Annotated in this window: 25 protein-coding genes and 1 pseudogene; 18 read left to right on the forward strand and 8 right to left on the reverse strand. The window is 69.5% G+C overall.

The features are described from left to right. Positions 1-100, reverse strand: a pseudogene (locus ACIP4X_RS29285) (3-oxoadipate enol-lactone hydrolase); the annotation flags it as partial. A gap of 387 nt (positions 101-487) precedes the next feature. Here ACIP4X_RS29285 and ACIP4X_RS29290 point away from each other — a divergent pair. Beyond that, positions 488-1342: an IS5 family transposase gene (locus ACIP4X_RS29290; protein ID WP_391455014.1), complete on the forward strand. Its 855-nt coding sequence runs from the start codon at positions 488-490 to the stop codon at positions 1340-1342. Continuing rightward, positions 1339-1737 (forward strand): type IV toxin-antitoxin system AbiEi family antitoxin domain-containing protein, encoded by a 399-nt coding sequence (locus ACIP4X_RS29295; protein ID WP_391455015.1) that lies wholly within the window; start codon positions 1339-1341, stop codon positions 1735-1737. The genes ACIP4X_RS29290 and ACIP4X_RS29295 overlap by 4 nt, the downstream gene beginning before the upstream one ends. Positions 1738-1951: 214 nt before the next feature. Here the strand turns inward: ACIP4X_RS29295 and ACIP4X_RS29300 are convergent, their stop codons facing one another. Both ACIP4X_RS29300 and ACIP4X_RS29305 read right to left on the reverse strand, forming a co-directional pair. Continuing rightward, positions 1952-3103, reverse strand: a complete 1152-nt coding sequence (locus ACIP4X_RS29300; RefSeq protein ID WP_391455016.1) for a tyrosine-type recombinase/integrase — start codon at positions 3101-3103, stop codon at positions 1952-1954. A 697-nt stretch (positions 3104-3800) separates the two neighbouring features. After that, on the reverse strand, positions 3801-5177 hold the full coding sequence (locus ACIP4X_RS29305) for an IS1380 family transposase (RefSeq protein ID WP_391455017.1): 1377 nt from the start codon (positions 5175-5177) through the stop codon (positions 3801-3803). Between the two features lie 668 nt (positions 5178-5845). On the opposite strand from ACIP4X_RS29305, the gene cutA reads away from it, so the two are divergent. After that, complete coding sequence (gene cutA, locus ACIP4X_RS29310) at positions 5846-6172, forward strand: divalent cation tolerance protein CutA (protein ID WP_391455018.1); 327 nt, start codon at positions 5846-5848, stop codon at positions 6170-6172. Positions 6173-6236: 64 nt separating this feature from the next. On the opposite strand, the gene ACIP4X_RS29315 is transcribed toward cutA, so the two are convergent. The 3 genes from ACIP4X_RS29315 to ACIP4X_RS29325 form a co-directional block, all read right to left on the reverse strand. Next, complete coding sequence (locus ACIP4X_RS29315; protein WP_391455019.1) at positions 6237-6437, reverse strand: hypothetical protein; 201 nt, start codon at positions 6435-6437, stop codon at positions 6237-6239. A gap of 133 nt (positions 6438-6570) precedes the next feature. After that, on the reverse strand, positions 6571-7458 hold the full coding sequence (locus ACIP4X_RS29320; RefSeq protein ID WP_391455020.1) for a phosphotransferase: 888 nt from the start codon (positions 7456-7458) through the stop codon (positions 6571-6573). Continuing rightward, the gene (locus tag ACIP4X_RS29325) at positions 7455-8858 is read right to left on the reverse strand and encodes a helix-turn-helix domain-containing protein (protein WP_391455021.1); all 1404 of its coding nucleotides are present in this window, start codon (positions 8856-8858) and stop codon (positions 7455-7457) included. Before ACIP4X_RS29325 ends, ACIP4X_RS29320 begins: the two co-directional genes overlap by 4 nt. Positions 8859-9098: 240 nt before the next feature. On the opposite strand from ACIP4X_RS29325, the gene ACIP4X_RS29330 reads away from it, so the two are divergent. After that, positions 9099-9515, forward strand: a complete 417-nt coding sequence (locus ACIP4X_RS29330) for an ATP-binding protein (protein ID WP_391455022.1) — start codon at positions 9099-9101, stop codon at positions 9513-9515. A 35-nt stretch (positions 9516-9550) separates the two neighbouring features. Here ACIP4X_RS29330 and ACIP4X_RS29335 read toward each other — a convergent pair whose 3' ends face one another. Then, positions 9551-10054 carry a TrmO family methyltransferase gene (locus ACIP4X_RS29335; protein WP_391455023.1) on the reverse strand — a complete coding sequence of 168 codons (504 nt, stop codon included), beginning with the start codon at positions 10052-10054 and terminating at the stop codon, positions 9551-9553. A 75-nt stretch (positions 10055-10129) separates the two neighbouring features. Further along, positions 10130-11518 (reverse strand): Tat pathway signal protein, encoded by a 1389-nt coding sequence (locus ACIP4X_RS29340; protein ID WP_391455024.1) that lies wholly within the window; start codon positions 11516-11518, stop codon positions 10130-10132. A gap of 189 nt (positions 11519-11707) precedes the next feature. Between ACIP4X_RS29340 and ACIP4X_RS29345 the strand changes: the two genes are divergently transcribed. The 14 genes from ACIP4X_RS29345 (at position 11708) to ACIP4X_RS29410 (ending at position 23034) form a co-directional block, all read left to right on the forward strand. Beyond that, a complete protein-coding gene (locus ACIP4X_RS29345) occupies positions 11708-12196 on the forward strand; it encodes a DUF6415 family natural product biosynthesis protein (protein ID WP_391455025.1) in 489 nt (162 codons plus the stop codon). Positions 12197-12413: 217 nt separating this feature from the next. Beyond that, positions 12414-12587, forward strand: a complete 174-nt coding sequence (locus ACIP4X_RS29350; RefSeq protein ID WP_391455293.1) for a hypothetical protein — start codon at positions 12414-12416, stop codon at positions 12585-12587. Continuing rightward, positions 12587-14050 carry an ATP-binding protein gene (locus ACIP4X_RS29355; RefSeq protein ID WP_391455026.1) on the forward strand — a complete coding sequence of 488 codons (1464 nt, stop codon included), beginning with the start codon at positions 12587-12589 and terminating at the stop codon, positions 14048-14050. The genes ACIP4X_RS29350 and ACIP4X_RS29355 overlap by 1 nt, the downstream gene beginning before the upstream one ends. Then, the gene (locus ACIP4X_RS29360; protein ID WP_391455027.1) at positions 14047-14457 is read left to right on the forward strand and encodes a roadblock/LC7 domain-containing protein; all 411 of its coding nucleotides are present in this window, start codon (positions 14047-14049) and stop codon (positions 14455-14457) included. The genes ACIP4X_RS29355 and ACIP4X_RS29360 overlap by 4 nt, the downstream gene beginning before the upstream one ends. Then, positions 14454-14810, forward strand: coding sequence for a DUF742 domain-containing protein (locus tag ACIP4X_RS29365; protein WP_388475955.1), 357 nt, complete (start codon positions 14454-14456; stop codon positions 14808-14810). Before ACIP4X_RS29360 ends, ACIP4X_RS29365 begins: the two co-directional genes overlap by 4 nt. Continuing rightward, entirely contained in the window at positions 14788-15390 is a 603-nt protein-coding gene (locus ACIP4X_RS29370) for an ATP/GTP-binding protein (RefSeq protein ID WP_391455028.1), read from the forward strand. The genes ACIP4X_RS29365 and ACIP4X_RS29370 overlap by 23 nt, the downstream gene beginning before the upstream one ends. Beyond that, positions 15387-16565 (forward strand): cytochrome P450, encoded by a 1179-nt coding sequence (locus ACIP4X_RS29375; RefSeq protein WP_391455029.1) that lies wholly within the window; start codon positions 15387-15389, stop codon positions 16563-16565. The genes ACIP4X_RS29370 and ACIP4X_RS29375 overlap by 4 nt, the downstream gene beginning before the upstream one ends. Before the next feature lie 13 nt (positions 16566-16578). Then, on the forward strand, positions 16579-17811 hold the full coding sequence (locus tag ACIP4X_RS29380) for a cytochrome P450 (protein WP_391455030.1): 1233 nt from the start codon (positions 16579-16581) through the stop codon (positions 17809-17811). A gap of 24 nt (positions 17812-17835) precedes the next feature. Continuing rightward, on the forward strand, positions 17836-18315 hold the full coding sequence (locus tag ACIP4X_RS29385; RefSeq protein WP_391455031.1) for a LuxR C-terminal-related transcriptional regulator: 480 nt from the start codon (positions 17836-17838) through the stop codon (positions 18313-18315). After that, the gene (locus tag ACIP4X_RS29390) at positions 18312-18944 is read left to right on the forward strand and encodes a hypothetical protein (RefSeq protein ID WP_391455032.1); all 633 of its coding nucleotides are present in this window, start codon (positions 18312-18314) and stop codon (positions 18942-18944) included. Before ACIP4X_RS29385 ends, ACIP4X_RS29390 begins: the two co-directional genes overlap by 4 nt. Further along, entirely contained in the window at positions 18941-19528 is a 588-nt protein-coding gene (locus ACIP4X_RS29395) for a DUF6624 domain-containing protein (protein WP_391455033.1), read from the forward strand. Before ACIP4X_RS29390 ends, ACIP4X_RS29395 begins: the two co-directional genes overlap by 4 nt. A gap of 123 nt (positions 19529-19651) precedes the next feature. Further along, complete coding sequence (gene fxlA, locus ACIP4X_RS29400) at positions 19652-19840, forward strand: FxLD family lanthipeptide (protein ID WP_388475933.1); 189 nt, start codon at positions 19652-19654, stop codon at positions 19838-19840. 87 nt (positions 19841-19927) lie between these two features. Continuing rightward, positions 19928-21967, forward strand: coding sequence for a lantibiotic dehydratase (locus ACIP4X_RS29405; protein WP_391455034.1), 2040 nt, complete (start codon positions 19928-19930; stop codon positions 21965-21967). Beyond that, positions 21964-23034: a lanthionine synthetase LanC family protein gene (locus tag ACIP4X_RS29410; protein ID WP_391455035.1), complete on the forward strand. Its 1071-nt coding sequence runs from the start codon at positions 21964-21966 to the stop codon at positions 23032-23034. Before ACIP4X_RS29405 ends, ACIP4X_RS29410 begins: the two co-directional genes overlap by 4 nt. The last annotated feature ends 19 nt before the right edge of the window (positions 23035-23053 follow it).

Below are 23053 nucleotides of genomic sequence, written 5' to 3' on the forward strand. Positions count from 1 at the left end.
TGTGCCATGTGGTGCCCAGTGAGGGACCCAGGATCAGGACAGGGGCCTCTTCCGGCCCGTCAAAGCGGTATTGCAGGGTGTTCGGTGGTGTCTCACTCACGCCCCAGACCCTCTCACGTGTCACGAGCTGTCACACGGCCGGGGAAAACCCCGGCGACTCCCGCGCCTGACAGCGCCACACCGCCGGCGCTGCCGGAACCCTCGAAGACCCAGGTACAAGTTCTCCGACGTGTACGCGTGGCCGCCCGGACAGTGCATCCTCCTGACACGCGCGCTCTCCCAGCCCCTGCTCCGCAGAGCTGCCTGCTTCGGCACTGCTTCCATGCGGTCCGGTTTGCAGCAAAGCGTATACTGCTGGCCCCAAGGATCAGCATGACCCACCTGAGAGGGCGTTAAGTCCCGTTCCTGATGATGTGGTGTCGCCCGTTCGTGGGTGATGGGATGGTTCCATCCTCGTGTCATGTCGTGTGCATGATGGGGTCGCGGCATGGAACGGATGCCGTACTCAACCGACTTGTCCGACGAGCAGTGGGCGTTGATCGAGCCGCTGATCACCGCGTGGAAGCAGGAGCGGGTGGCGCGGTCGGCGACCGGGGACCCGGGCTCCTGCGACCTGCGCGAGGTCGTGAACGCGCTGCTCTACCAGAACCGGACGGGCTGTCAGTGGCGGCTCCTGCCGCACGACCTTCCGGCCTGGTCGGCGGTGTTCTACTACTTCACCCTGTGGCGCCAGGACGGCCTTGACCAGCGGATCCAGGAGATCCTGCGCTGCCAGGTGCGGGAGCGGTCCAGACGATTAGAGGACCCGTCCCTCGTGATCATCGACACCCAGTCCGTCCGCGTGGCGGCCGGGGTGCCGAAGGAGACGACGGGACTGGACGCGAACAAGAAGACGCCCGGCAGGAAGCGGGGACTCGCCGTCGATGTGCTGGGCCTGATCATCGGTGTGGTGGTCCTCGCCGCGAGCGCGCACGACAACGAGGCCGGCATCGCCCTGCTGGACCAGGCGGCCGAGCGGTGCGGGATGCGCCTGGAGAAGGTCCTGGTCGACCAGGGTTTCAAGGACGCCGTGGTCATCCACGGGGCGGTGAAGGACATCACCGTCGAGGTGGTCCGACGCAACCCCGACGACGAGGGCAAAGGCTTCGTCCCGCAACCGAAGCGGTGGGTGGTCGAGCAGGTCAACGGCACCCTCATGCTGCAGCGGCGCCTGGCCCGCGACTACGACCACCGGCCCGACAACGCGGCCTCCCGCGTCTACTGGGCCTCCACCGCCGGCATGCTCCGCCGCCTCACCGCCCCTGCCCCCACCTGGCGGGACGACGTGGAGCTGGCCGCGTGAACGTCTGCGAACTCCTGCGGCTGCTGCAGACCGAACACGATGAGACCGCCGCCCGCGCCGACAACCTGCGCGAGCAGATCGAGCGGCTCACCACCGCCCTCGCCGAGACCGAGGCCCGCCTGGCCGAGCTCGCCGCCACCCGCAAGGTCATCGACGGCCTCACCCCTCCCGACCAGGCAACGGCCCCCGCGGAGACCGCCACCGTCTACCAGCGCATCGTGACCGCATTCAACGAGCACCCTGGAAAGGTGTTCCGCGTCCGCGATCTGCACGAGCACCTCGGCCTGCCCACCGACGAGCCCTCGATCAACGTCACCCGCTCCCGCCTGGGACGACTCGTCCGCCAGGGACTCCTCACCCAACCGGGACGCGGCCGCTATCAGAAACGGACTTAACGCCCTCTGAAAGCCTTCCGGGATCTCACCGACCAGCAGCCGGAACACCACACAGTGGACAAGCTGTGTCTTTCCCTCGTAGGAGACTTGGCCGTAGCCTGACCGCCCCTCCCCGTTACAGCTGCCGGTCCACAACCAGCAGGCGGTGTCCGGATCCATCTCGATCTTGGTTTCACACGGCTGGGCAAATCGCCCCGCTGCCAGGCTTCCTGACTCACGCTTGCTTCTCCGCCTCAAAACCGTGAAGGCCATCCCACGTGGTCGCGGCTCTGCGAAGGTCCTCCACGTCCGGCTTCACGTACCACTTCTTCGTGGTCCTGACGTTCGTGTGCCCAGCCCATCGGGCGAGGATGTGATCCGGCACGCCGTTGTTGGCGAGATAGGTGAGACAGGACGAGCGAGCGTCGTACAGGCGTACTCGGCGAAGACCAAGGATCTCCATGAGCCGGTACGCGCGTCTACGGAGTTGCTTGATCGTGAAGGCTTCCCCGGTCTCGTGCACCACGACGTACCCGGAGTCCAAGTAAGCCTCACCGAGGACGAGCTTCTCCTTGGCCTGGAGAGCCTTGAACGACTGGAGGGCAGCCAGCACCGGAGCCGGCAAGGGCAGATCGCGTTCTCCGGCCAGGGACTTCGTATCCTTTTCCACCACATATCGATTCCCCATCATTGTCCGCGTGTTGGCGATGGTCATCGTGGCATTCTCCAAGCCAACGTCTTCCCATCTAAGTCCGCAGACTTCACCCGGACGCAGACCCATGAGGGAAAGCAGAAGAGGAGCATAGAGCCGGTCTACCTTGACGCCCTGAATGAACGCCTGAACTTCCTTGACGTTCCACGGGTTTACTTCCTGCTTATTCTTCCGCTCCTCCTTGCGCGCCCTACGCGGGATGGTGACATGCTGAGCCACATTTATCGTCAGCAGCCGGCGTGTCACTGCCCGATTCAAGGCATCCCTCAATCGGGCGAGGCTCATTTCTACGCTGGTCACCCCCAACGGAGTTCCTGCTTTATCGCCACGTACTCGCCCATGCTTCAACGCCCACTGCATCCACTCCTCTACGTTCTCCTCCGTAAGGTCTTGAAGGCGAATGTGACCCATTTTCCCCCTGACCCGGTCGAGGGTGATCCGATAGTTGTAGATAGTGGTTTCTTCCAGATCCTCTGCTTTCATGGCGAGCCATTGATCAAGCCACTCATTGAGAGTTATCTGGTTGGGCGGGACGAATGTCCCTTCCTGACGACGGTTGGTGATGCGCGCGTACTCGGCCTTCGCCTCCTTGAGTGTGGCGAACGTACGACGCAGCTGCTTACGCTTCCCCGTTCCAGGGTCCACGCCGACGTCGACCACGAACCGGTAGCGCACTTGCCCCTTGGAGTTGGGCGGGAGCTTCTTGATCGGAGCTGACAGGGGGTACTCACTCTCCTTCTAGGCGGGTCCTACGCCCGAGAAGCAACGGGCTCGCCTGCCTGCTAGCAGACCGGTGCCGACTAGTCGCGCGGCTCTAGCCTCCTGAGCTTCGCTGCAGCTCCGCCGCCGGGCACAACCGCAGAGGCTGAACGCATTTCAGGGTCGCCACGATCGCCGGTTTGGCTAACCGGCGATCCTCGTCTATGTTGCGCTCGCCCACCGCAGGACATCCGCGCGTTCACTGCGTCGCGGACGGCGAGGACGAGGGCGGTATGCGAACAGACCATTCGCGTACGTCACCAAGGGGATCTCCTCAGCGAGACAGGGGCGGATTAGTCGGCCCATGGTTCAGGGGTGTTGTACGTTGACATAGACCCACGGCGGGTTCCACCCTTTCCGAGATGTTCCTCGTCTGCCGTGAGCGAATGAGGGCCTGGTGGGCGCCGAAATCGGCTTCATCGACCAAGAGTCTGTTCCCGCGCCGCTTAGCCTCGAAGTTTCGTGACGGTCCGCCGACGGAGTCAGTGGACCGTTTTCGCGTCGTGGGCTGAGGCTGTGCAGGCCGTAGACCCGAGTGTCGCCTCGGGGTGGCGCCGGGTTCCACTGCTCCGGGTGTTGAGGTGCTGTCGTAGGGAACGGGTGAATCCGCTGGTCAGCCGGGTTTCGGTAGGAGTGCGAGCCGGTCGAGGGCGGCGGTGATGTGGCCGGTCCAGGGCCAGTGCCGGGCCAGACGGAGGACCCGCCGGCGGCCGGTGGTGACGAGCTGTCCGGCCGCGCTGAACAGGCGGAGCCGCAGGCGGCGGGGCTCCCAGAGCCTGGCCTTCCCGGTCAGCGCGAGCATCGGCATCCAGGCCAGCAAATCCAGCGCTATCTGGACGATCTCCAGCCAGATGCGGTTCTGGGCGGTGTGGTGCAGGGGCAGGTTCCGCAGCCCGGTGGCCCGGGCGGCCCGGATGCGGTCCTCGGCCCGGGCCCGCAGCCGGTGACGGAGCTCGAGCTCGGCGATCGGCCGGCCGGAGGTGTTGGTGGCGAAGCATGTCAGCCGCATGCCGTCCGCGTCGGTGAGCCTCAACTGGGCCCCGGGGTGCGGCCTTTCCTTCCGAACGATCAGCCGCATCCCCTTCGGCCAACCCTCCAGGACGTCGCCGGTGAGTTCGGCGACCCAGGCGCCGTCGCGGATCTCGCCGTCCGCCTCGACGGCCGGCGTCCAGGCCGATGCCGGAACCTTCAGCACGTGCTCGTGGATCGCATCGGTGATCACCATGCCGACCGAGTAGGACAGCCACCGTCCCCGCCGGGCCAGCCAGGCAACGAAGTCATGGGTGCCACCCGCGGAGTCGGTGCGAATCAGGGTCCGGCGCCCGCGCCGGTACTTCTTCGGGAGCTGGGACAGGGCCAGGCCGGCGGCGGTGATGTGGTCGGCGGCCGTGTTCGAGCCCGCGTTGCCCGGCCTGAGCACGGCGGCCACGGCCTCCCCGGTGCCGCCCGGTCCGTGGTCGACGAACCCCATCAGCGGGTGATGCCCATAGGTCCGCTTCCAGGTGGGTGCGGCGTCCTCCTTGTCGGAGTGCGCGATCACCAGCACTCCGTCGAGGTCGACGGTCACCGTCCCGTCCGCATCGGGCGCGTTGCGCTCGGCCAACTGCCAGGCCCGCTCGCGTGCTTCGGCCCGCGCGGCACGGATGGCCCGCAGGGCTTTCTCCCCGGAGGCGGCGAGGGTGTCGACCAGGCGGGAGACCGTCGGGTCGGAGGCGACCGGCCCGAACACGGCCGGCTCGGCCCGCAGCATGCCGACATCGGCCAGGCAGTCCCCGCCCAGCGCGACCGCCAGTGCGACATCCAGGAGGACCTTCCCGGGGTCATGAACGGCCCGCGGCTTCCGCCACGGCGCCAGTGCCGCAGATATCGCCCGGTCAAGGCCCACCTTGCGGACTGTCTCCACCAGCAGGACCGAGCCGGCCTGCGAGACCAGCTGGCGGCCGTCCCCCTGGACACGGACACGCGGGTACGACGCGATAGGCTCTCTCACCTGGAAAGTGCTCTTTTCCTTGCAGCCAACAGGACCCTCAGCAAGTCCTATCGTTGCAGGTCAAGGGCACTTTCCGTGTTTCTGATCAGCCTGTGGACAAGGCCACCTCGTGAAAGCGCGAGGTTAGCGGAAAATACCCGCCGAAGCCCCCTCGTCGCGCAGAGCAGGCATCCAGACTCGCTCAGAAAGCCCGCCTATCCAGCGGCCGGCACAGCCCCTCACCGAATACGGGCACGGTTCTGGTGGCTATGCCCCGCCGGAGCCGGGCGAACCAGGCGGGATGCCTCCAGGCCCTCAGCCCTTGTTCGCCTCGTCCGGCTGGCCGAGGCGACTCAGAGCGCACCCCTGTGGAGGCCCGACCACGGAGGTCGCGTCATGAGCACCGCGCACCGGCCGTCTCCCACCGCCATCTGCCCTGCTGGCTGAACGAGGGCTCCGCGGTTCCAGTCCTTTGGAGTTCTTTCTTGTCTGCCGTGGACGAATGCCCGCCGACAGCTGCGTGGAACCCTCCTGCCCCGGACCCATTGAGGCGTAAGACATGCGCCGTCACCTGCGACTGATGCAGGTCGGTGGGTGAGTCCCACCCGCCTTCACCGGTAGCGACCAACCTTCGACGTGCCCTGGACGGCTGGGTAGGGTCGCGGTACCCGAGCTGGAAAGGTAGTTGCATGGCCAACGATATTGTGATCGCTCAGACGACCAGCGACGACGAGGCTCAGGCGAGGGCGCTGGCCCGGGGTGCGGTCGAGCGCAAGCTGGCAGCGGGCGTTCACATCGATGCTCCGATCACCGCCTACTACTGGTGGAAGAGCAAGGTCGAGACGGCGCAGGAGTGGCGGATCTCGTACATGACGACGACGGACCGTCTCCCGGCGCTGGAGGCATGGCTCCACGAGCAGCACCCGTACGACGTCCCCCAGTGGATCACGCTGCCCGTGACCGGTGGGTCGGAGGCGTACCTGTCCTGGGTCGTCGAGGAGACAGCACGGGGCTGACGAGGGGCGGGCCGTATGACGGCGTTCGCGTCCTGCGTTTGCCCGTGTGCCGCGCAAGTGGGTTTCAGGACGTGAACTGCCGCAGGTGAGCCGCGAGTTCCCGCTCGCTGTCGGGAAGTGACGCGGCGATCGTCGCTGCGCGCTCCTTGCCCATCGTGTTGGGCTTGACCTGTGTCGCCGCGGCGAACTGACGTGCTACATAGACGCCTTGGTCGACGTCACCTCCGCGCAGCAGGGCCGAAGCGAGATCGCCGAGGATCACCACACCGCCGTCCGGTAGTTCGTCCCCGAGACGGTCGACTGCGGAGTCGGCTGTGGCAGTGATTGAAAATCGTCGGCTATGTCGCGTCCACGCCTAACCCGATGCTTCCGCGGTCGACCACCTCAGTCGATACGAACTACATAATGCCCTTCCAGCTCCACGGACGCGGTCCGCGGCGGCCACGCAGGCAGTCGACGCGATGCTGGGCCTGATCTGCCCACTCGGGGTTGCTGGCGGCGTGCTGGGCAGCGTACGTCACCATGCGGAGTTCCCGAGCGCCGGCCAGGATCGGGTAACCGGCCCAGTCGGTTACGTCGTACCCATACGCGGCACAGAATTCGTCGTACTCCGCCGGCGTGATCGCGCTTGTCGTCCGCGCCCGTACGGCTGTTGAGACCAGGTCCCATTCCGGTGGGCCCAGTGAGAAGCGCTCCAGGTCGATCATCAGCGGGCCCTCGGCAGTGCGGATCAGGTTGCCGGGCCAGGCGTCGCCGTGCACAGCGCAGTCCGGATGCCCGTGCGGGCGCTCGGCCCACGCTGCCGCAAGTTCTTGATGCAGACCCCTCAACCACTCACGGTCCGTGCTGGCCAACGTAGTTGCTGCCTCCAAGCGCTCGCTGATGCGGACGAACGGGTCCAGGTACCCGAGTTCGACATCGGGAGCGGGCAGCGCATGGAGGCGTTTAAGCAGCTGTGCGACCTCCGTGTGGCTGCCGTGTTCGTGCGGCGGGAGTTCCTCCCAGAAGGTGACGGGCCGGCCACCGGCCTCGACCGGTTGCCTGACGTCGGCGAGGCGGACGGCCGGCATGTGGTTCTCGGCGAGCCATCGCGCAACCCGTACTTCCCGGAGCGCGGCTGCGCTCTGGCCACGCCGCGCGATTCGAACAATCACATGCTGTCCGGGCAGCCTCCATATCTGGTTCTCTGCCAGCCGTACGGGCTCGGCCCCGCTGGGGTCGAGCCCCACGGCGACGCACGCCTGTTCGAGTGCCTCTCGGGCGGGGGCTGCTGCCGAGGTGGTCATGCGGAGACCGTAGCGGCGATGCGCTCCCGCAGGGCGACGGCCTCCGCCACCTTCGGATGCTTGGTGGCGAACGCGCCGAGCTGTCGCAGGTCGTCGGCGGCGCGGCGGGAGGTGAGTCGGCCTACCTCGTCCAGCGCGTCGTGGCCGATGGCAGCCGCCTGGCGGGGGTCGCCCTTGGCCATGACGAGTGCGGCGAGTTTCGTGCGGGAGATCGCCCGGGAGCGTTTGTAGGCGTCCGAGTGGCCCTTGACTGCGGTGTCGAGGCGGCGGGCCGCCCGTCCCGGGTCCTGGTCCGCGAGGATGACGAGGTCGAACAGCCCGTGAGCGGTGTCGCCGTTGTGCTGGGCCTCGTCGTAGTAAGCCATCCACGGCGGATCCTCGGACGGGCGAGCGTGGGAGAACGCTTCGTCGGCCTCGCCGACAGCGGCCATGCAATCGCGGACGTTGCCCATCTTGCCGAACGCCCTGGCCCGTGCCGTGTGCAGCATGGCCCGCTCGGTGGCGGTAAGTCGATCGGAACGCACCAGGCCCTTCTCGGCGTGCGTGAGCCCGTCGTCGGGCTGACCGAGCCACACGGCCTGTCGCGCGAGGAACGAGTATGCCTTCGCACGCAGGTGCCAGTCCCCTGCTTCTTCGGCGCGATCGGCGGCGAAGAGGAACGTCGCGGTGGCGTAGGTGTGGTTGTAGGAGTCGAAAGCCGAGGCGCCAACGACGATGCCCAGCCGGGAGACGGCCGCCAGGAGGTCGGACCGCAAAGTTTCCGGGCACTTGGCGCTCAGGAGTCCGGCCGCCCACTGCATCGCACGACCGGCGACGTCGCCGACCATGCCTCCGCCACCGAACTTGTTGTCCCAACCGCTGATCGCGGTGGCTACTTCCTGAACCTGGTCGACGTTGTGGGAGCTGATCGAATCGGGAAGCGTCAGCTCATACGGGGCGAAACCGTGCGTGAGGTCTATGGGGGCAATGGCGGCCAGGCCGCTGACTTGGAGGAACGCGCGTCGGTCCACGGGCTCGGGGCTCCCAAGGCGAGGAGGTACTTCGTCACTGCCCAGGATGCGGCCTCGATGCACCTGAACCGTTGTCTCCGGCTCCTTGCGAGAACGCTTATCGGCATCAGGGCGCTTTTTATCGGCATCGCGGGGGCCGAAGGCCATCGGCCATGCCCGCTCGAAGACACCACCGGTCTCCAGCACCTTGTCCAGTTGCCGAGCGACCTCCAGCTGGCACGAGGGGTACTGCCCCTTCTCGATCGACAAGATCATGTCATCGCTGACCTGCGCCAACCGTCCCAGAGCCTTGGCCGAGAGGCCATCTGCCTTACGTCGGAAACGTAGCTCACTGCCGAACCAATCCTGCGGAGAGGCTCCCGGGTCGAGCGGCTTCTCTGGCTGCGGCATGTCCGTTCCCCATCCTCGCGATGCCGAACTCTTCGGCTCTCGGCATCAGGGCCTGCACGACGAACGCGTGCTCTGCCTCAATGGTTGCTGACCGATTCGGTCCCAGTACACACCGCAACCGCCCCCCGATGTAGGGCTTCCGGTGCAACGGACGGAGCATCGATGAGCACACTTCTTCAAAGCCCCGGCGCGGGCCCATCGACCCGCGCCGCGTCCAGAAGCAGCCGGGGCCAACTCGACATGACCTTCCAGCTCGAGAAGAGACACCTGGGTCTCGTGCGCGGTGTGGTGCGTCACCACCTCGCCTGGTGGGGGGTCAGCGGTGAAGTCGCCGAGATCGTCCTTCTCGCCGTGAACGAGCTGCTGACGAACGTGCTGGTGCACACCAGCCCGGATGAAAACGGGTGGCGCTCAGCAAGCCTGCTCGTACAGCACGTCCCGGGCGGTGTCACCGCGGTCGTCCGCGATCAAGACCCTCGGCCGATCGTGCGGAAGACAGCGGCGCCTCTCGACCTCGGAGGCCGGGGCCTCGCTCTCGTGCGGGCGTTGGTCGACGAGTTCTCGGTGGCGATGCCCGGCGAGGGGAAAGACGTGTGGTTCTTCATCGCCGATCCCGAACACCATGCCCCGCAGACCGCCGAGCCCACGGAGTCGTAGTGCGCAGGGCGTACAGAACAGCTCAGTCATTCGCACTACACGCCGCGCTCCGCAGGTCGTTCGCTTGCGTCCGCCCAGTAGCTCGGGTCGAGCATATCGCCTGGCCAAGCCGGCTGACGGACCGGGCCCCGAGGCCCCATCTGTTCGAAGTACGGTGCCAGGTCGATCACGGGCGTCCCATCGACGGCATCGAGGTCGGTGACCAGGAGGTCCCGACCGGCTACGTCGAGCAGCCGTGGGTAGCTGATCGCGAGCTGGTTCGGCCGCCGGTGGTTGCGGTGCACGAAGGTCCCTGTGGCCGGCCAGCGGGTGTTCCCTCGAGGGCTGCGGGCATGAAGCTGCACATCCTCCGGGCGCGCCAAGTGGAAGCGCCACGTCACCGTCAGGTGCGAGAACTCCTCGATCCCTTGCAGGGTTTCGAGCGGGTACTCGTCGTGGAGACGGATGATCGACCGGACCCCACCCTGGTAGTCGTCCAGGACGCGGGTGTGTCCTCCCACGACCGTGGCGATCGGCCTGACCTCGTACGTGGAGACCACCGTTCGTTCCTCTCGCTCGGCAGGGCGCGTTGGGCGGCATCCCGAGGGTGGGGGCGCCGCCGTCCGGATCGGTGTTCAGCCTATGGTGCGGAGCATTTCGCGTGCGCGGCGGTCCAGCTCCACAACGTGCCGGCCGCCGCGGTGCCGTACGGGCGAGAGATCGCTCTGCATCCGGACGATGACGTCGCGGGCGCGGCCGGACTGGACGCCGGACATCGCATCGAGGGCTTCACTCCAGGTGGCACACGCCTCGTCAAGGCGGCCCTGCTGGACCTGGACGGCGCCGAGGTAGCCGAGGGTCACGCTGTGGGTACGGGCGTACTGCTGCCGGCGTCGGGTTGCGACGCTGCGCTTGAAGTGGATCTCCGCGTCGAGCGGCCGGCCCAGGTCGCGCAGGGCGCAAGCGGTCTCGTGGGCGAGGGAGGCTTCCTGGAAAAAGCCCACGCGACCCGGCGCCTCCTTGTTGTCGGCACGGGCGAGGTCCCGCTCTGCGCGGCTGATGGCCGCGAGGGTGCCGGCGCGGTCACCGTCGGCCGCCAGGGCTCGTGCGTGGACGATCGCGAGCAGGGCCTTCTCCCGGGGGCTCGCCTGGCCGTAGCGGTCGCGGGACATGGAGGCGTCAGCCAGGGCGAGTGCCCTGCGCGGGTGCCCGAGGTCCACGGCTTGGTGGGCGAGGGCGCGCAGGATGTGGCCGCCGAGCGGTCCGTCGCCGGCTTCGGCTGCGATGCGGGCGGCAAGGGTGAGGTAGCGCTGGGCTGTGCGGTGTTCGGAGGCATCGAAGGCCATCCAGCCAGCGAGGTAGGTCATCTCCGCCACGGCCGAGTACGTGTCGCGGCGGAGCTGTTCCGTGCGGAACCTGTTGCCGAGCAGGGGCACCGCTTCGTCGCGAAGGTGGCCGGCCAGGGCCGAGCGGCCGGCGGCTCCGCCGCGCTGCTGGTCTCGCGCAGAGTAGAAAGTCGTCAGGTCGCGGACATCGTCGATGTCAGCCTGAGTCGCCGGCCGCGGGGAGACCGCTGGCCGCTTCGCCGCTGCGGCGGGGGCGGCTGCCCACCACGAGGCGGTGGGCAAGGCGAGGCCGGCGGCCGAGTACGCGGCAGTCGCCAGCAGTTTGCGTCGGTGCATATCGAGGTCGTCGCTTCCCAGCTCGGCCAGCACGGTCAGAGGGTCGACGCTCCAGTCGGAACCGCTGTCGGTTCGGCCTGTGGCTTCACCTTCCAGCCCGAGGTCGGCCAGGGTGAGGGGGCGGCCGAGTCTGCGGGACAGCGTCTCGCGCAGGATATGAGGTGCCTGGCCGCTCGGTTGTGTGCCCTGCACCCACATGGCGATGTGCGAGCGGGAGATGGCCTCCAGCTCACGCACCCCGCTCTCCGCGGCTACCCGGGCGACCGCTGCGGCTGCTTGTGGCTGGGACCAGCCAGCTTCGCGCAGAAGTGCGGCGAAGGCTTCGTTTCGCGCACGGGCCATGGGCTGCCCCTCGGTTCCGAAATGATCTTTGACGCCTTTGACGGCCCCGGGGGTCGCGCAGGCATACCCCTCGGCGGCGATTCACGGTTCGCTCAACGTAGCGACCAGATCACTCACTTTGCACGACGACCGACGCCGCCGCACGGCGAATCCCGATCAACTTGGCTTGATTCGAACAGGAGTTGTGTCATGCGCCTTTCGCTGGCTCCACGGCAAGCGGACGGTCAACGCGCCACGCCCAGCAGGAAGGCTCGCGTCACTGACGAGCCGGTCCGGCGGCGCGATGAAGCGGCGCCCACGGCGGTGACGGTGGCGCTCGTGCTGGACGAGGAATCGCCGCTGCCGGAGACCGCTGCCGACGTGGAAGACCTCGCGAGGCGTCTGCGGGGTCACATCAATCAACTCGGCGTCATGGTGCCGGAACCGGCGCTGCGCCACGCCCAACAGCTCGGCTCGGCGGGGGTCCCCGACAGCTATGTGTCCAGCAGGGTGTACCTGGTCCAACTGGCCAAGGCGACCCAGGAGCTCGCCGCGGCAGTGGGGTCCTGCGGCAGCCACCGTGCGAAGCAGCAGCGGGAACGGCGCCGTTGGGCGCCTGGAATCAACGTCCTGCGCGGCGCGGTCTTCGCCCTCGCACTCGCCTCTCTCGTCCTGGCTGCCTCCGTGCCCCGGACATGACCGTCACCGGAGCGGTTCTGATCGTCCTGCTCCTTGGTCCCACAGCGTGGCTGGTTCTCCGCGGTGACCGCGCCGTCAGTCCCCGCAAGTCGGCGAGGAGACCTCACCGGGCAGATCGAGTCGCCGCGACGGTGCCCCGCCTCACCGACTGTTCACCTGCCGCCTCAAACGGCCCTGAATCCCACCCCGTTCGCGGGGCCTAACGGAGATCTACACGATGAAACGCATACCGCGCATCGAGCAGTACGACCCCACGATCGGGCGGCAACTGGGCAACTTCCCGCAGGCGTACAGCCACATCCGGGTGATCGGGTCCGCGCTCCTACTGCAGCAGCTCGACTCGGGGGCGCCCGCGCCCGAGCCGGACGTGCTCCTGGTGGCGGGTGTCTGATGAACGCGACCGCCACGACCATGGTCATCCTGTTCGCCGCCGCGGCGATCGTCGCCGCGGCAGCCGCCTGGGTTGCCCACCGCCGCTGGCAGAAGACACGGCAGCAGGCCCACCTCCTGGCCCGCGAACAACAGGCCACCGAACGTGCCCTGCACAGGCTGGTCCACGAGACGCTGCCCCAGATCCACCAGACGGGCGGCCGGATCTCCGTGCCGGCCCCTGCACCGGAATTGGCCGGCACCGCGGTCGGTGAGCAGCTGACCAATGTGGTCAAGGGCACCGTCGGTGTCGTCCAGGCCGTGGTCCGCGACACCCGGTACGCGGCGCACCAGGAGATCGAGCAGGCGAAGACGCGCGGCGCGGAGGAGTTGCGGCATGCGCACACCGCCGCGCAGGAGGAGATCGCGCAGGTACGCGCTACGGCCGTGCGGTCGACGGAGGCCGCAGTGCGCAGTGTGTCGTCGGCGCTGGTGGGCATGGCCGCCAAGACCAGTCGCAAGGTCAGCGAGGGAGTCCGCGCGCACGAGGACGACGCCGCGTTCGAAACACTGACCGGTATCGACCACACCGTCCAGCAGATGCTGCTGGTCGCCCAGGGCTGGACCATCCTGGCCGGCGGCAAGCTGGCCCGGCACTGGCCCACCACGACACTGACCGACGTGGTGCGGGCCGCGATGGGCTCCGTCGAGGACTACCAGCGCGTGCAGCCCCAGGAACTCAACCTCGCGGTGAGGACCCGCGTGGTCGGGCCCGTGGTGCACACCCTTGCGCTCCTGCTGGACAACGCGCTGCGCTTCTCGCCACCGCACTCGAGAGTGCACGTGTCCTTCGAGCAGGGACACCACGGGGTCACCGTCTTCGTGGACGACAGCGGTCTGCAGATGACGCCGGAGCAGCTCGACGCCGCCCGGGACATCCTCACCGGGCAGCGCACGGATGACATCACGCAGCTCGGCGCCCGCCCGCAGACCGGGTTCCGGGTCGCCGCCGCCCTCGCGAGCGCTTACGGATTCCGGGTCGATGTCCAGGCGCCCAACTCCCTGCTGGGCACTCGCGCGCTCCTCACCCTCCCCCAGGACCTTCTCACCACGGTGCCGCAGGCACCGCCAGCATCACCGCAGCCGGCACAGGACGCTCCTCCGGCTGCTCTCGCCCCCGTCCCGGACGGTCGGCTCCCTGCGCTCGCTCCGGTTCCTGCAGCTCCGCAGCCCGCGCTTACCCCCGTCCCCCCGACGGCCGGGGAGCCCGCCCACGAGCCCCCGGCTGCCCGAACGACGGCCAGCGGACTGACGGTGCGCAGCCGCCGCACCACGCCCGCGGCCCCGCCTGCTCCCCGCCCTGCCAACGTCGAGCCGGGACGGGCGAGCGTGATCGCCGCTTGGGCGCGCGGCACCCAGCGCGCCCGTGTCGAGCAGGACGCCCCCCACCCCGCCGCCGACAACGACCAAGGACACGACGCATGACCGACAAGAAGATCGGCTGGCTCCTGGAAAGCCTGGAAGACACCGCCGGCGTGGAGTACGCCGTGCTGGTCGCCGCGGACGGCATGAGCCCGGCCCACACCGACCGGCTGCCGCGCGAGCGTGCCGAGAAGATCTCGGCCATCGCCTCCACGCTGTGGGGAGCGTCGCGGGCCTACGACCGGGAGACGAGCGGCGGGGGCGTCCGCCAGTTCGTCATGGAATCGGTCGACCACATCTCCCTGCTCATCCCGGCCGGCGAGAACACGATGCTCGCCGTCCGCACGGACAGCCCGCACGCGGACATCGGGGTGATCAGCGAGGCTGCGCTGCGCCTGGCCGCGAGCGTGGGTGACCGGCTGGGAGTCGAGACGCGCGTCGCCAGCGGCGCGCAGGCCCCGCTGGCATGAGCAGGCCGCGGCAGGACCCGGATCTGGTCAGGCCCTACGTCCGCACGGGCGGGCGGACCCGCCCCAGCACTGACGTGCGCCTGGAGAGCGTGGTCTTCGCCGCGACCGGCACCCGCCCCGGCCTGAATCCCGACGCACGCCGCGTGCTCGCCCTGTTCGCACCCGCGCAGGGCGGCGGGCTGGCCGTCGCCGAGGTCGCCTCCGCATTGGCCCTCCCGCCCTCGACCACCCGCATTCTCGTGGCCGACCTCATCGAGCACGGACTGATGACCCTCGCCCAGCGCCAGGACGACGACCGGCCCCCGGCCTCACTTCTCGAAAGGGTTCTCCATGGCCTTCGCGCTCACGCCTGACCGGTTCGTCGCGCCGACGGTGACGGAGACCGCGAAGATCGTGGTCGCCGGAGCCTTCGGCGTGGGCAAGACCACCTTCGTCGGCAGCGTCTCCGAGGTGCCCCCAGTGCACATGGAGGAGACCATCACCCGGGCGAGCGCCCTGGTCGACGACCTGGCCCGCACACCGGCCAAGTCCACCACCACCGTCGGCGTGGACTTCGGGCGCAAGCACCTCGGCGACGACCTCGTGCTCTACCTGTTCGGCACCCCGGGGCAGGCCCGGTTCAGCTTCCTGTGGCAGGAGTTGATCGTCGGTGCCCTCGGCGCCCTGGTCCTCGTCGACCCGCGCGACCTGGACGCCTCCCACGAAATCCTCGGCCTTCTGGAAGAGAACGGCGTCCCGTACGCAGTCGCGGTCAACCAGTTCGACGGCGCCCCCTGCCACCCGCTCGAAGAAGTCCACGAAGCCCTCGCGCTGGAGGGCCACACCCCGCTGACCGTGTGCGACGCCCGCGAGCGAGCGTCCTGCATGCATGCCCTGATCCAGCTCACCGAACACCTCGCCCGTCTCGCGCACCGTCTGGAGCCCCGACCGTGAGCACCGCGACCCACCGCATCCCTCTGTACGAAACGGACTTCGCCCAGAACCCACACGCCGCCTACCGGCGCATGCGCGAGCAGTGCGGCCCTCTGGTTCCCGTGGACCTGGCCCCCGGCGTGCCCGCCACGCTGGTCGTCGGGTACGAGGAGGCCCGCCGCATCCTCGGCGACCCGCAGCGCTTCCCCGCCGACCCGCGCCGGTGGCAGACGTCCGTTCCCGACACCTGCCCCATCCGGCCGATGATGGAGTGGCGCCCCAACGCCCTGCGCTCGGCCGGCGCCGAGCACGCCCGCTACCGGGCCGCGAACACCACCGCCCTCGAGACTGTCGACCAGCACGCGCTGCGCGTCCACGTCGAACTGGTCGCCGAGCAGACCATCAAAGCCTTCAAAGCCGCAGGCAAGGCCGACCTGCTGTCGCAGTACTCCTGGCCCCTGGCGTTCCAGATGCTCAGCCACCTGCTCGGCTGCCCCGACGAGGTCGGCCACCGGATCGCCGACGGAATGGCGAAGATCTTCGACGGGGTCAACGCCTCCATCGGCAACCAGATCCTCGCCCAGGCCGTCGCGGACCTCGTCGCCCTACGCCGCCGGCACCCTGGCGACGACGTGACCAGCAGACTCCTCACCCACGTCGCCCAACTCGACGACACCGAGATGGGCCAGCAGCTCATCACCCTCTACGGGGCCGGCATCGAGCCGCTGACCAACCTGATCACGAACACCCTCCTGGAGATGCTCACCAACCCCGAGTTCTCCGGGGATCTGCACGCCGGTGACGCCTCGGTCCGCGAAGCCCTGGACAGCGTCCTCTACCGTGACCCCCCGCTCGCGAACTTCGCGATGACCTACCCGCCCCGGCCGGCCGACATCGGCGGATTCCTGCTGCCGGCCGACCAGCCGGTGGTCATCAGCTACGCCGCCTGCAACAACGATCCCACCCTGGGGACTCACCGGCCGCTGGGCAACCGGGCCCACCTCGCCTGGGGCGCCGGGCCGCACAGCTGCCCGGCCAGCTCGCACGCCTACCTCATCGCCGAAGCCGCCATCCTCCACATCCTCGACGCGCTGCCCGAGATGGACCTCGACGGCGACCGCGACGACCTCACCTGGCGCCCCGGCCCCTTCCACCGCTCCCTGGCCGCCCTGCCCGTCACCTTTCCCACCAGCTGAAAGCGACCCCACCATGCCCGAACAGCAGATACTCGTCCTCGACCCCACCGCCACCGATCCGGACACCGAACACCGGGCCCTGCGCGAGCGCGGCCCGGCGACCCTGGTGGACATCCTCGGCGTGCGCGCCTGGTCCGTCTCCGACCCCGCCCTCCTCAAACAGCTGTTGACCAGCAAGGACGTCTCCAAGGACGGCCGCGCCCACTGGCCGGCCTTCGCCGAGACCGTACCCACCTGGCCGCTGGCCCTGTGGGTCGCGGTGGAGAACATGTTCACCGCCTACGGCGCCAACCACAGCCGCCTGCGCCGCATGGTCGCCCCCGCCCTCTCGGCCCGCCGCACCGCCGCCCTCCAGCCGGACATCGAGGCCCTCGTGACCGGCATCCTCGACGACCTCGACACCTTCCCGGCCGGTGAGACGGTCGACCTGCGCGAGCACCTGGCCTACCCGCTGCCGATCGCCGTCATCGGCAAGCTCATGGGCGTCCCCGCCGACCGGCGCACCGAGTTCCGCACCGTGGTGGACAACGTGTTCGCCACCCACCTCACCGCCGAGGAACAAGCCGCGAACACCGCCGCCCTCTACGCCCTGCTGGACGCCCTGATCGAGACCAAGCGCACCGAGCCCGGCGAGGACATGACCTCGCTGCTGATCGCCACCAGCGACGACGAGGGCGACGGTTCCGCCCTCAGCCACGCCGAGCTGCGCGACACGCTCCTGCTGATGATCAGCGCCGGGTACGAGACCACCGTCAACGTCATCGACCAGGCCATCACCGCCCTCCTGACCGATCCCCAGCAGCTCGCCCACGTCCGAGACGGACGGTGCACCTGGCAGGACATCGTCGAGGAGACCCTGCGCCACCAGCCCGCGGTCAAGCACCTCCCCCTGCGCTACGCCCGCATCGACATCCCCCTCCCCGACGGTCAGACGATCAAGGCCGGCGAAGCGCTGCTCGCCTCCTACGCCGCCGCCAACCGCCACCCCGACTGGCACGAGGACGCCGACCGCTTCGACGCCACCCGCACCAGCAAGGAGCACCTCGCCTTCGGGCACGGCGTCCACTTCTGCCTCGGCGCCCCGCTCGCCCGCCTCGAAGTCGCCACCGCGCTGCGCCTGCTCTTCGAGCGTTTCCCCGACATCCAACTCGCTACGGAAAAAGCCAGGTTGGAAATGCTGCCGAGCCTGATCAGCAACGGACACACCACCGTCTCCGTGCGCCTGCGCCCCACGCCGAGCCGCTGACCGAAACCGACGAGGAAGACCACCATGACCGCCCCCCTCCCGACGACGCCGCTCACTCCGGCCGAACGGCGCGTTGCCCAGCACGTCGTGCTCGGCTTGTCAGCACGTGAGATTGCCGCCGCCACGCAGCTCTCCCCGAACACGACGCACTCCTACCTGCGCGTCGTGCGGGAGAAGCTGCGCTGCCCCGAACGATGCACCCTGGCGGTCGTCGCCCACCGCTTGATCGCATCAGGGGAAGCTGCCGCCCCCTCACCGGACATGCCCGCGCCCGCACTCAGTGACGCGCAGCTGGTCCTTCTGCGAGCCGTCACCGAGTACAGCCGACCGCTCGACATCGCACGGGCAGCGAAGATCGCCCCCGCGGGCCTTCGCGCCTCGCTCGACCAGTTACTCGCGGACGCAGGTGCTGCGGACGCCATCCAGCTGGTCACCCGCGCCCACGCGTGGCAACTACTGAGTCCCAGCCAGTCCGAAGCGGTGCCGAGCGGAGCACGCCTGTGAACCCCGCGAACACGCCCGTGGCCTGGCCCCCGCACTCGATCCCCTCGGCCTACCAGATGCGCTCGCTGGGCACCGAGGCCGAGCGGACCGAGGCCGCCGCGCTCGCCGAGGAACGCCAGCGCTGGCTCACCCTTCGCGGACTTCCCATGCCCGCCCGCACGGACGTCCCGGCCCTCTTCCGCGACGCGCAGACGGAGTTGGCCGGCCTTTTCGAGGACGACGTCCTGATCGCCTGCATGATCCTGCAGCGCGAGCCGGACCTCGGCTGGGGCGCTGACGGCTCCGGCCCCTGCCTCTTCCTCGGCCACGTGCACACCCTTCCCGGGCGCTCCGACGACGCGATCCGCCTGGTGACCCTCTGGGCGTCCGACTACTCCGCCCGCCTGGGCCTGCCGCACGTGCGGGCCGAGGCTCTCGCCCGCCACGACCTCAGCGCCGACCCGATCGCCAGCTTCCTGCATCGCCTGCGGGACATGGGCTGGGCCCTGCGCGGCTCGGGAGCCGGACAGGACGGCGAGCGGGTTGCCCGGCTCGAACTCGCCGCGGATCTTCGTCCCGGACTCACTGCCCTCATCGGCTGCTCGGTCAGGGAGCCCCAGCCCACCACCAATAGCCGGAGCAGCTCATGACGGCCGCCCAACCGTTGCGGCCGGACCTCGCCCGCGAACTGATCGCCCTCGCCGACCAGTCAGCGCCACGCTGGTCGCGACAGGCCCGCAACCGGCTCGACGCCGTCCACCTGGGCCGAGGCCGCCATACCGACCACGCCAACGCCAAGCGGTTGAGCCGCATCCTGGCTGAGGAGAACTGGCCCGGCCATCGCCTCGTCGGAGCCGACGCCGCCCGCGCCGCGTGGCAGATCGCCCTCCACGCCGATGACCAGCCCGGCTTCCAGCGCGCTGCCGCACGCCTGCTGCACCGCGCTGCCCAGCAGGGCGACGCGCCACTGAAGCACTGGGCCCATCTCTACGACCGGTCCTTGATCAACAGCGGGCAGCCGCAGGAGTTCGGCACCCAGTACCGCCTCGACCGCGACGGATTGCGCGCCTGCCCCATCCGGGACCCGGCTTCGCTTACCGCGCGCCGGGAAGGCACCGGACTCCCCTCCGCCGATACGGCACTGAGCGCCCTGCGCGAGCGGCTCGCCACGCCGGGGGCACACTCCCCGGACAGCGACACCGTCCTGCTCGCAGCCCTGGCGGGTGCGGCGTGAGCCGCCCGCCGAACGCCTCGCTCCCCACCGCCCCCAGACGATCCGTCCGACCGTCTGGAACCAGACGCCGGGGCTCGTCCGAGCCTCGGAACCCGCACCACCTATCGCCACCAGGAGGCATGCATGACCGCCATCCATACCGAGAGGCCGACCGCCCCCGCGCAGCCGGCCCTCGCCAGCACCGAGTCGACCGACCCGTTCGGCCTCGACATCACCTTCATCGAGGGCACGCCGGCGACCGAGACGGTCCTGATGTGCAGCACCGGCGACACCTGCGGCAGCTCCTGCCCCAGCGCCTGCACCACCTCGTAAGCCGGGCCAACCCGGCAGTGCGGGCCGGACGGGGCTCCCGTCCGGCCCGCACCCCGCCCCGTCACGAAGGAAGAAGGGAGAGCGGTGATGACACGCGTACGACCCAGCCTGTACCAGGGCGCGGGGCAGGCGATGCTGCGCGCCACTGTGCATCTCGCCGAGCCCGCCATGCCGCCCTGGCCGGATCGCACAGCGCCGGTCGAACAGTGGCGTGCGTGGCTGAGCGACGTATGGTCCGACAACGCCTTCCGGCAGACGGTGACCGACGCCAGCCCCGACCTCGCCGGACAGGTGCAGGCCATCATCGACGGCCGCACGCCGAAGCCGCGCCGGATTCGCCGGGCTGCTCTGGCCACGGCCCGCTACGCGATCCGGTACGCACACCGCTCCACCCCCTACGGCCTGTTCGCCGGCGTCGTGACCCTCGACTTCGGGGATACGGCCTCGGTCCGCTTCGGGGAACACCACCAGGCCGTCATCCGCCCCGACCCGGTGGCTCTCGACGAGACGATCAGCGCCTGGGAGAGCGACAGCACGCGGATGGCCAGCGCGCAGGTGTGTGTCAACACCCTCGTGCGCCAACGTGACGGACACATCTTCGTGCCGTCCGAAGGGGACGCCGAGTTCCGTCTCGCGCTGAGTCCGGCGCTGAGGCTTGTACTCGACCTGGCCCGGTCACCGATCCGCTACTCCCACTTGGCTGACAAGCTCACCGCCGAATTTCCCGCCGTGAGCGACGTGGCGCGCGACAGGTTGTTGGGCGAACTGCTGCGGGTGCGGTTGCTGCGCTCGTCGCTGCGTGCTCCCGCCACCGTTGTCGACCCCACGGACGCCTTACCGCCCGCCGCTCGCACACAGGCACGTGGCCTGCGGGCGGTATGCGACCTGCGGCTGGACGCCGAGGTGCGGCTGCCGCAGGAGGTCCTGACCGAGGCGGGGACGGCAGCGACCGTTCTGGCCCGCCTCGCCACCCACCCGAACGGGACACCGACGTGGCGCCGGTGGATCGAGCAGTTCACCGAGCGGTTCGGCGAAGACGTCGCCGTGCCGGTGGAGATGGCCACTGACCCGGGGCGGGGCGTCGGCTTCCCCGATGGCTTCGTCACCGCGAGCGAACCGCCCCGCCCGATGACCCGGCGCGACCGCCTGCTGCTGGAGCTGGGCGGTACCGCCGCCGCCGAGGGCACCCGCACGGTGGCCCTGACCAGCGCGGTGATCGAGGAACTGGAAGCAGCGGTGGGAGAGAAGCCCCGCCGCCCGGCCCCCCACCTCGAACTGGCCGCCCAGGTCCACGCAGCCTCCGTCCAGGCCCTGAACCGCGGCGACTTCCGGCTGCGGGTGCTGACCGTCTCCCGGTCGGCCGGGTCGATGACCGGACGGTTCTGGCACCTCTTCCCCGGCACCGAGACGACGTACGCGCACTTGCCCACCGTCGACGCCGGGGCGGAGCTGGTACAGCTGTCCTTCCACGCCGGCCGGGTACCGGCCGACCTGCTCACCCGCGCGCCGCGGGCGCTGCACCGCATCGTCAGCGTCGGGGAGTTCCGCCACCCCGGCGGACACGTCCTCTTTCCCCGTGACCTCGCGGTCGCCGTCACGGATGGCCGCCCCCAGCTGGTAGAGATCACCACGGGCACGCGCCTGGAACTGCTCGCGCCGACCGCGATCAACTTCCTGTGGAACAACTACACCCCGCCGATGGCCCGATTTCTCGGCGAGATCAGCCGTGCCAACGCACCGCAGGTCACCTGGTTCGACTGGGGCGCCGCCTGGACCCTGCCCTTCACCCCAGCACTCACCTACCGGCGCACCATCCTCACCGCCGCCCGATGGAAGATCCGCAGCGGCGCACTGCCCGCCCGCACCGCGACACTTCAGGAGTGGGCGAGCCAACTCCACGCCCAGCGGGTCCGGTTGCGGGTGCCGGAGCGAGTGCTGCTCGCTGAGGACGACCAGCAGCTCCCCCTCAACCTCACCCGGGACGTCGACCTGGATCTGCTGCGCGCCCACCTGGACGCCAGCCCCTTCGGCATCGCGACCCTGCACGACGCACCCCCACCAGGCGCGGACGGGTGGATCGACGGCCGGGCCCACAGCCTCGTCCTTCCCCTGGCGGCCCGCCCATGACCACCACGACCGCTCCCCGCAAGCAGGACCTGTCCGAGGGGGCCCTGGGGATGGCGCTGCTCGACATCGAGCGCGGTGACCTCTCCACCGCCCGCCGCCATCTCGCCCAGGCCGTCGCCCAGGGCGTGAGCACCGGAAGCAACGCCAGCCTGTTCCACGGCGCCCCCGCGCTGGAGTTCGTCCTGACCCGGGCCCAAGGAGCCGGCGGCGACGTCGCCGTAGCCGTCGACCGCGTGGTGGACGCCCGCCTGGCAGCGGCCCGTCGACGGCAGGCGTCCGGCGCGCGGCCCCGCCTCGCGGAATGGGACCTCATCCGAGGACTCACGGGACTCGCCGCGCTACTGCTGACCCGCGGCACGCACGCGACCCGGCTGACAGACGTGCTCGCCCACCTCGTCGCGCTCTCCCACCCGGCCCGGTACCAAGGTTGGGACACGCCGGGGTGGTGGTCGCCCGTCGGGCCCGGCGGGGAGGAGATGCCCGGCGGGCACGGCAACAACGGCATGGCCCACGGCATCGCGGGACCTCTGGCAGTGCTCTCCCTCGCCCTGCGGGCCGGCGTCCGCGTCCCCGGACAGGTGGAGGCGGTCGGCACCTTCGCCAGCTGGCTCGACCAGCATGGCACCCGATACTGGACCATCCTGGCGGACCTGGACACCGCCCGGCCGCCCGAGCGACAACCAGCCCGGCAGTCCTGGTGCTATGGACAGCCCGGCATCGCCCGCGCACAGCAACTCGCCGCGCTCGCCCTCGGCGACCGCCCTCGGCGCCAGACGGCCGAGGACACCGTCGAGCGGATCCTGACCAACCCGCTCCAGCTCGCCCGAATCACCGACTCGACCCTGTGCCACGGCTGGGCCGGCCTGCTGGCCCTGACCCGGGCCGTCGCCGCCGACAGTCCCACCCCCGAACGCTTCGCCCCGGTGATCCAGGACCTGCACCGGCGCCTGGCCGCGGACTGGGAGCGACTGCCAAAGCCCGGCTTCATGGAGGGCCGGGCCGGTGCCCAGCTCGCCCTCGACGGCACCGACACCACCGGCTGGACCCGCGCCCTCCTGCTCACCTGACCCGCCGGCCCCGACCTCG

This window comes from Streptomyces sp. NPDC088817, assembly GCF_044750345.1.
Lineage (GTDB): Bacteria > Actinomycetota > Actinomycetes > Streptomycetales > Streptomycetaceae > Streptomyces.

Bases quoted from the DNA above. Each gene is read 5' to 3' on its own strand.
- ACIP4X_RS29290 (WP_391455014.1), top strand. From the start codon at position 488: ATGGAACGGATGCCGTACTCAACCGACTTGTCCGACGAGCAGTGGGCG.
- cutA (WP_391455018.1), top strand. From the start codon at position 5,846: ATGGCCAACGATATTGTGATCGCTCAGACGACCAGCGACGACGAGGCT.
- ACIP4X_RS29320 (WP_391455020.1), bottom strand. From the start codon at position 7,458: ATGACCACCTCGGCAGCAGCCCCCGCCCGAGAGGCACTCGAACAGGCG.
- ACIP4X_RS29325 (WP_391455021.1), bottom strand. From the start codon at position 8,858: ATGCCGCAGCCAGAGAAGCCGCTCGACCCGGGAGCCTCTCCGCAGGAT.
- ACIP4X_RS29330 (WP_391455022.1), top strand. From the start codon at position 9,099: ATGACCTTCCAGCTCGAGAAGAGACACCTGGGTCTCGTGCGCGGTGTG.
- ACIP4X_RS29340 (WP_391455024.1), bottom strand. From the start codon at position 11,518: ATGGCCCGTGCGCGAAACGAAGCCTTCGCCGCACTTCTGCGCGAAGCT.
- ACIP4X_RS29345 (WP_391455025.1), top strand. From the start codon at position 11,708: ATGCGCCTTTCGCTGGCTCCACGGCAAGCGGACGGTCAACGCGCCACG.
- ACIP4X_RS29350 (WP_391455293.1), top strand. From the start codon at position 12,414: ATGAAACGCATACCGCGCATCGAGCAGTACGACCCCACGATCGGGCGG.
- ACIP4X_RS29355 (WP_391455026.1), top strand. From the start codon at position 12,587: ATGAACGCGACCGCCACGACCATGGTCATCCTGTTCGCCGCCGCGGCG.
- ACIP4X_RS29360 (WP_391455027.1), top strand. From the start codon at position 14,047: ATGACCGACAAGAAGATCGGCTGGCTCCTGGAAAGCCTGGAAGACACC.
- ACIP4X_RS29365 (WP_388475955.1), top strand. From the start codon at position 14,454: ATGAGCAGGCCGCGGCAGGACCCGGATCTGGTCAGGCCCTACGTCCGC.
- ACIP4X_RS29370 (WP_391455028.1), top strand. From the start codon at position 14,788: ATGGCCTTCGCGCTCACGCCTGACCGGTTCGTCGCGCCGACGGTGACG.
- ACIP4X_RS29380 (WP_391455030.1), top strand. From the start codon at position 16,579: ATGCCCGAACAGCAGATACTCGTCCTCGACCCCACCGCCACCGATCCG.
- ACIP4X_RS29385 (WP_391455031.1), top strand. From the start codon at position 17,836: ATGACCGCCCCCCTCCCGACGACGCCGCTCACTCCGGCCGAACGGCGC.
- ACIP4X_RS29395 (WP_391455033.1), top strand. From the start codon at position 18,941: ATGACGGCCGCCCAACCGTTGCGGCCGGACCTCGCCCGCGAACTGATC.
- fxlA (WP_388475933.1), top strand. From the start codon at position 19,652: ATGACCGCCATCCATACCGAGAGGCCGACCGCCCCCGCGCAGCCGGCC.
- ACIP4X_RS29405 (WP_391455034.1), top strand. From the start codon at position 19,928: ATGACACGCGTACGACCCAGCCTGTACCAGGGCGCGGGGCAGGCGATG.
- ACIP4X_RS29410 (WP_391455035.1), top strand. From the start codon at position 21,964: ATGACCACCACGACCGCTCCCCGCAAGCAGGACCTGTCCGAGGGGGCC.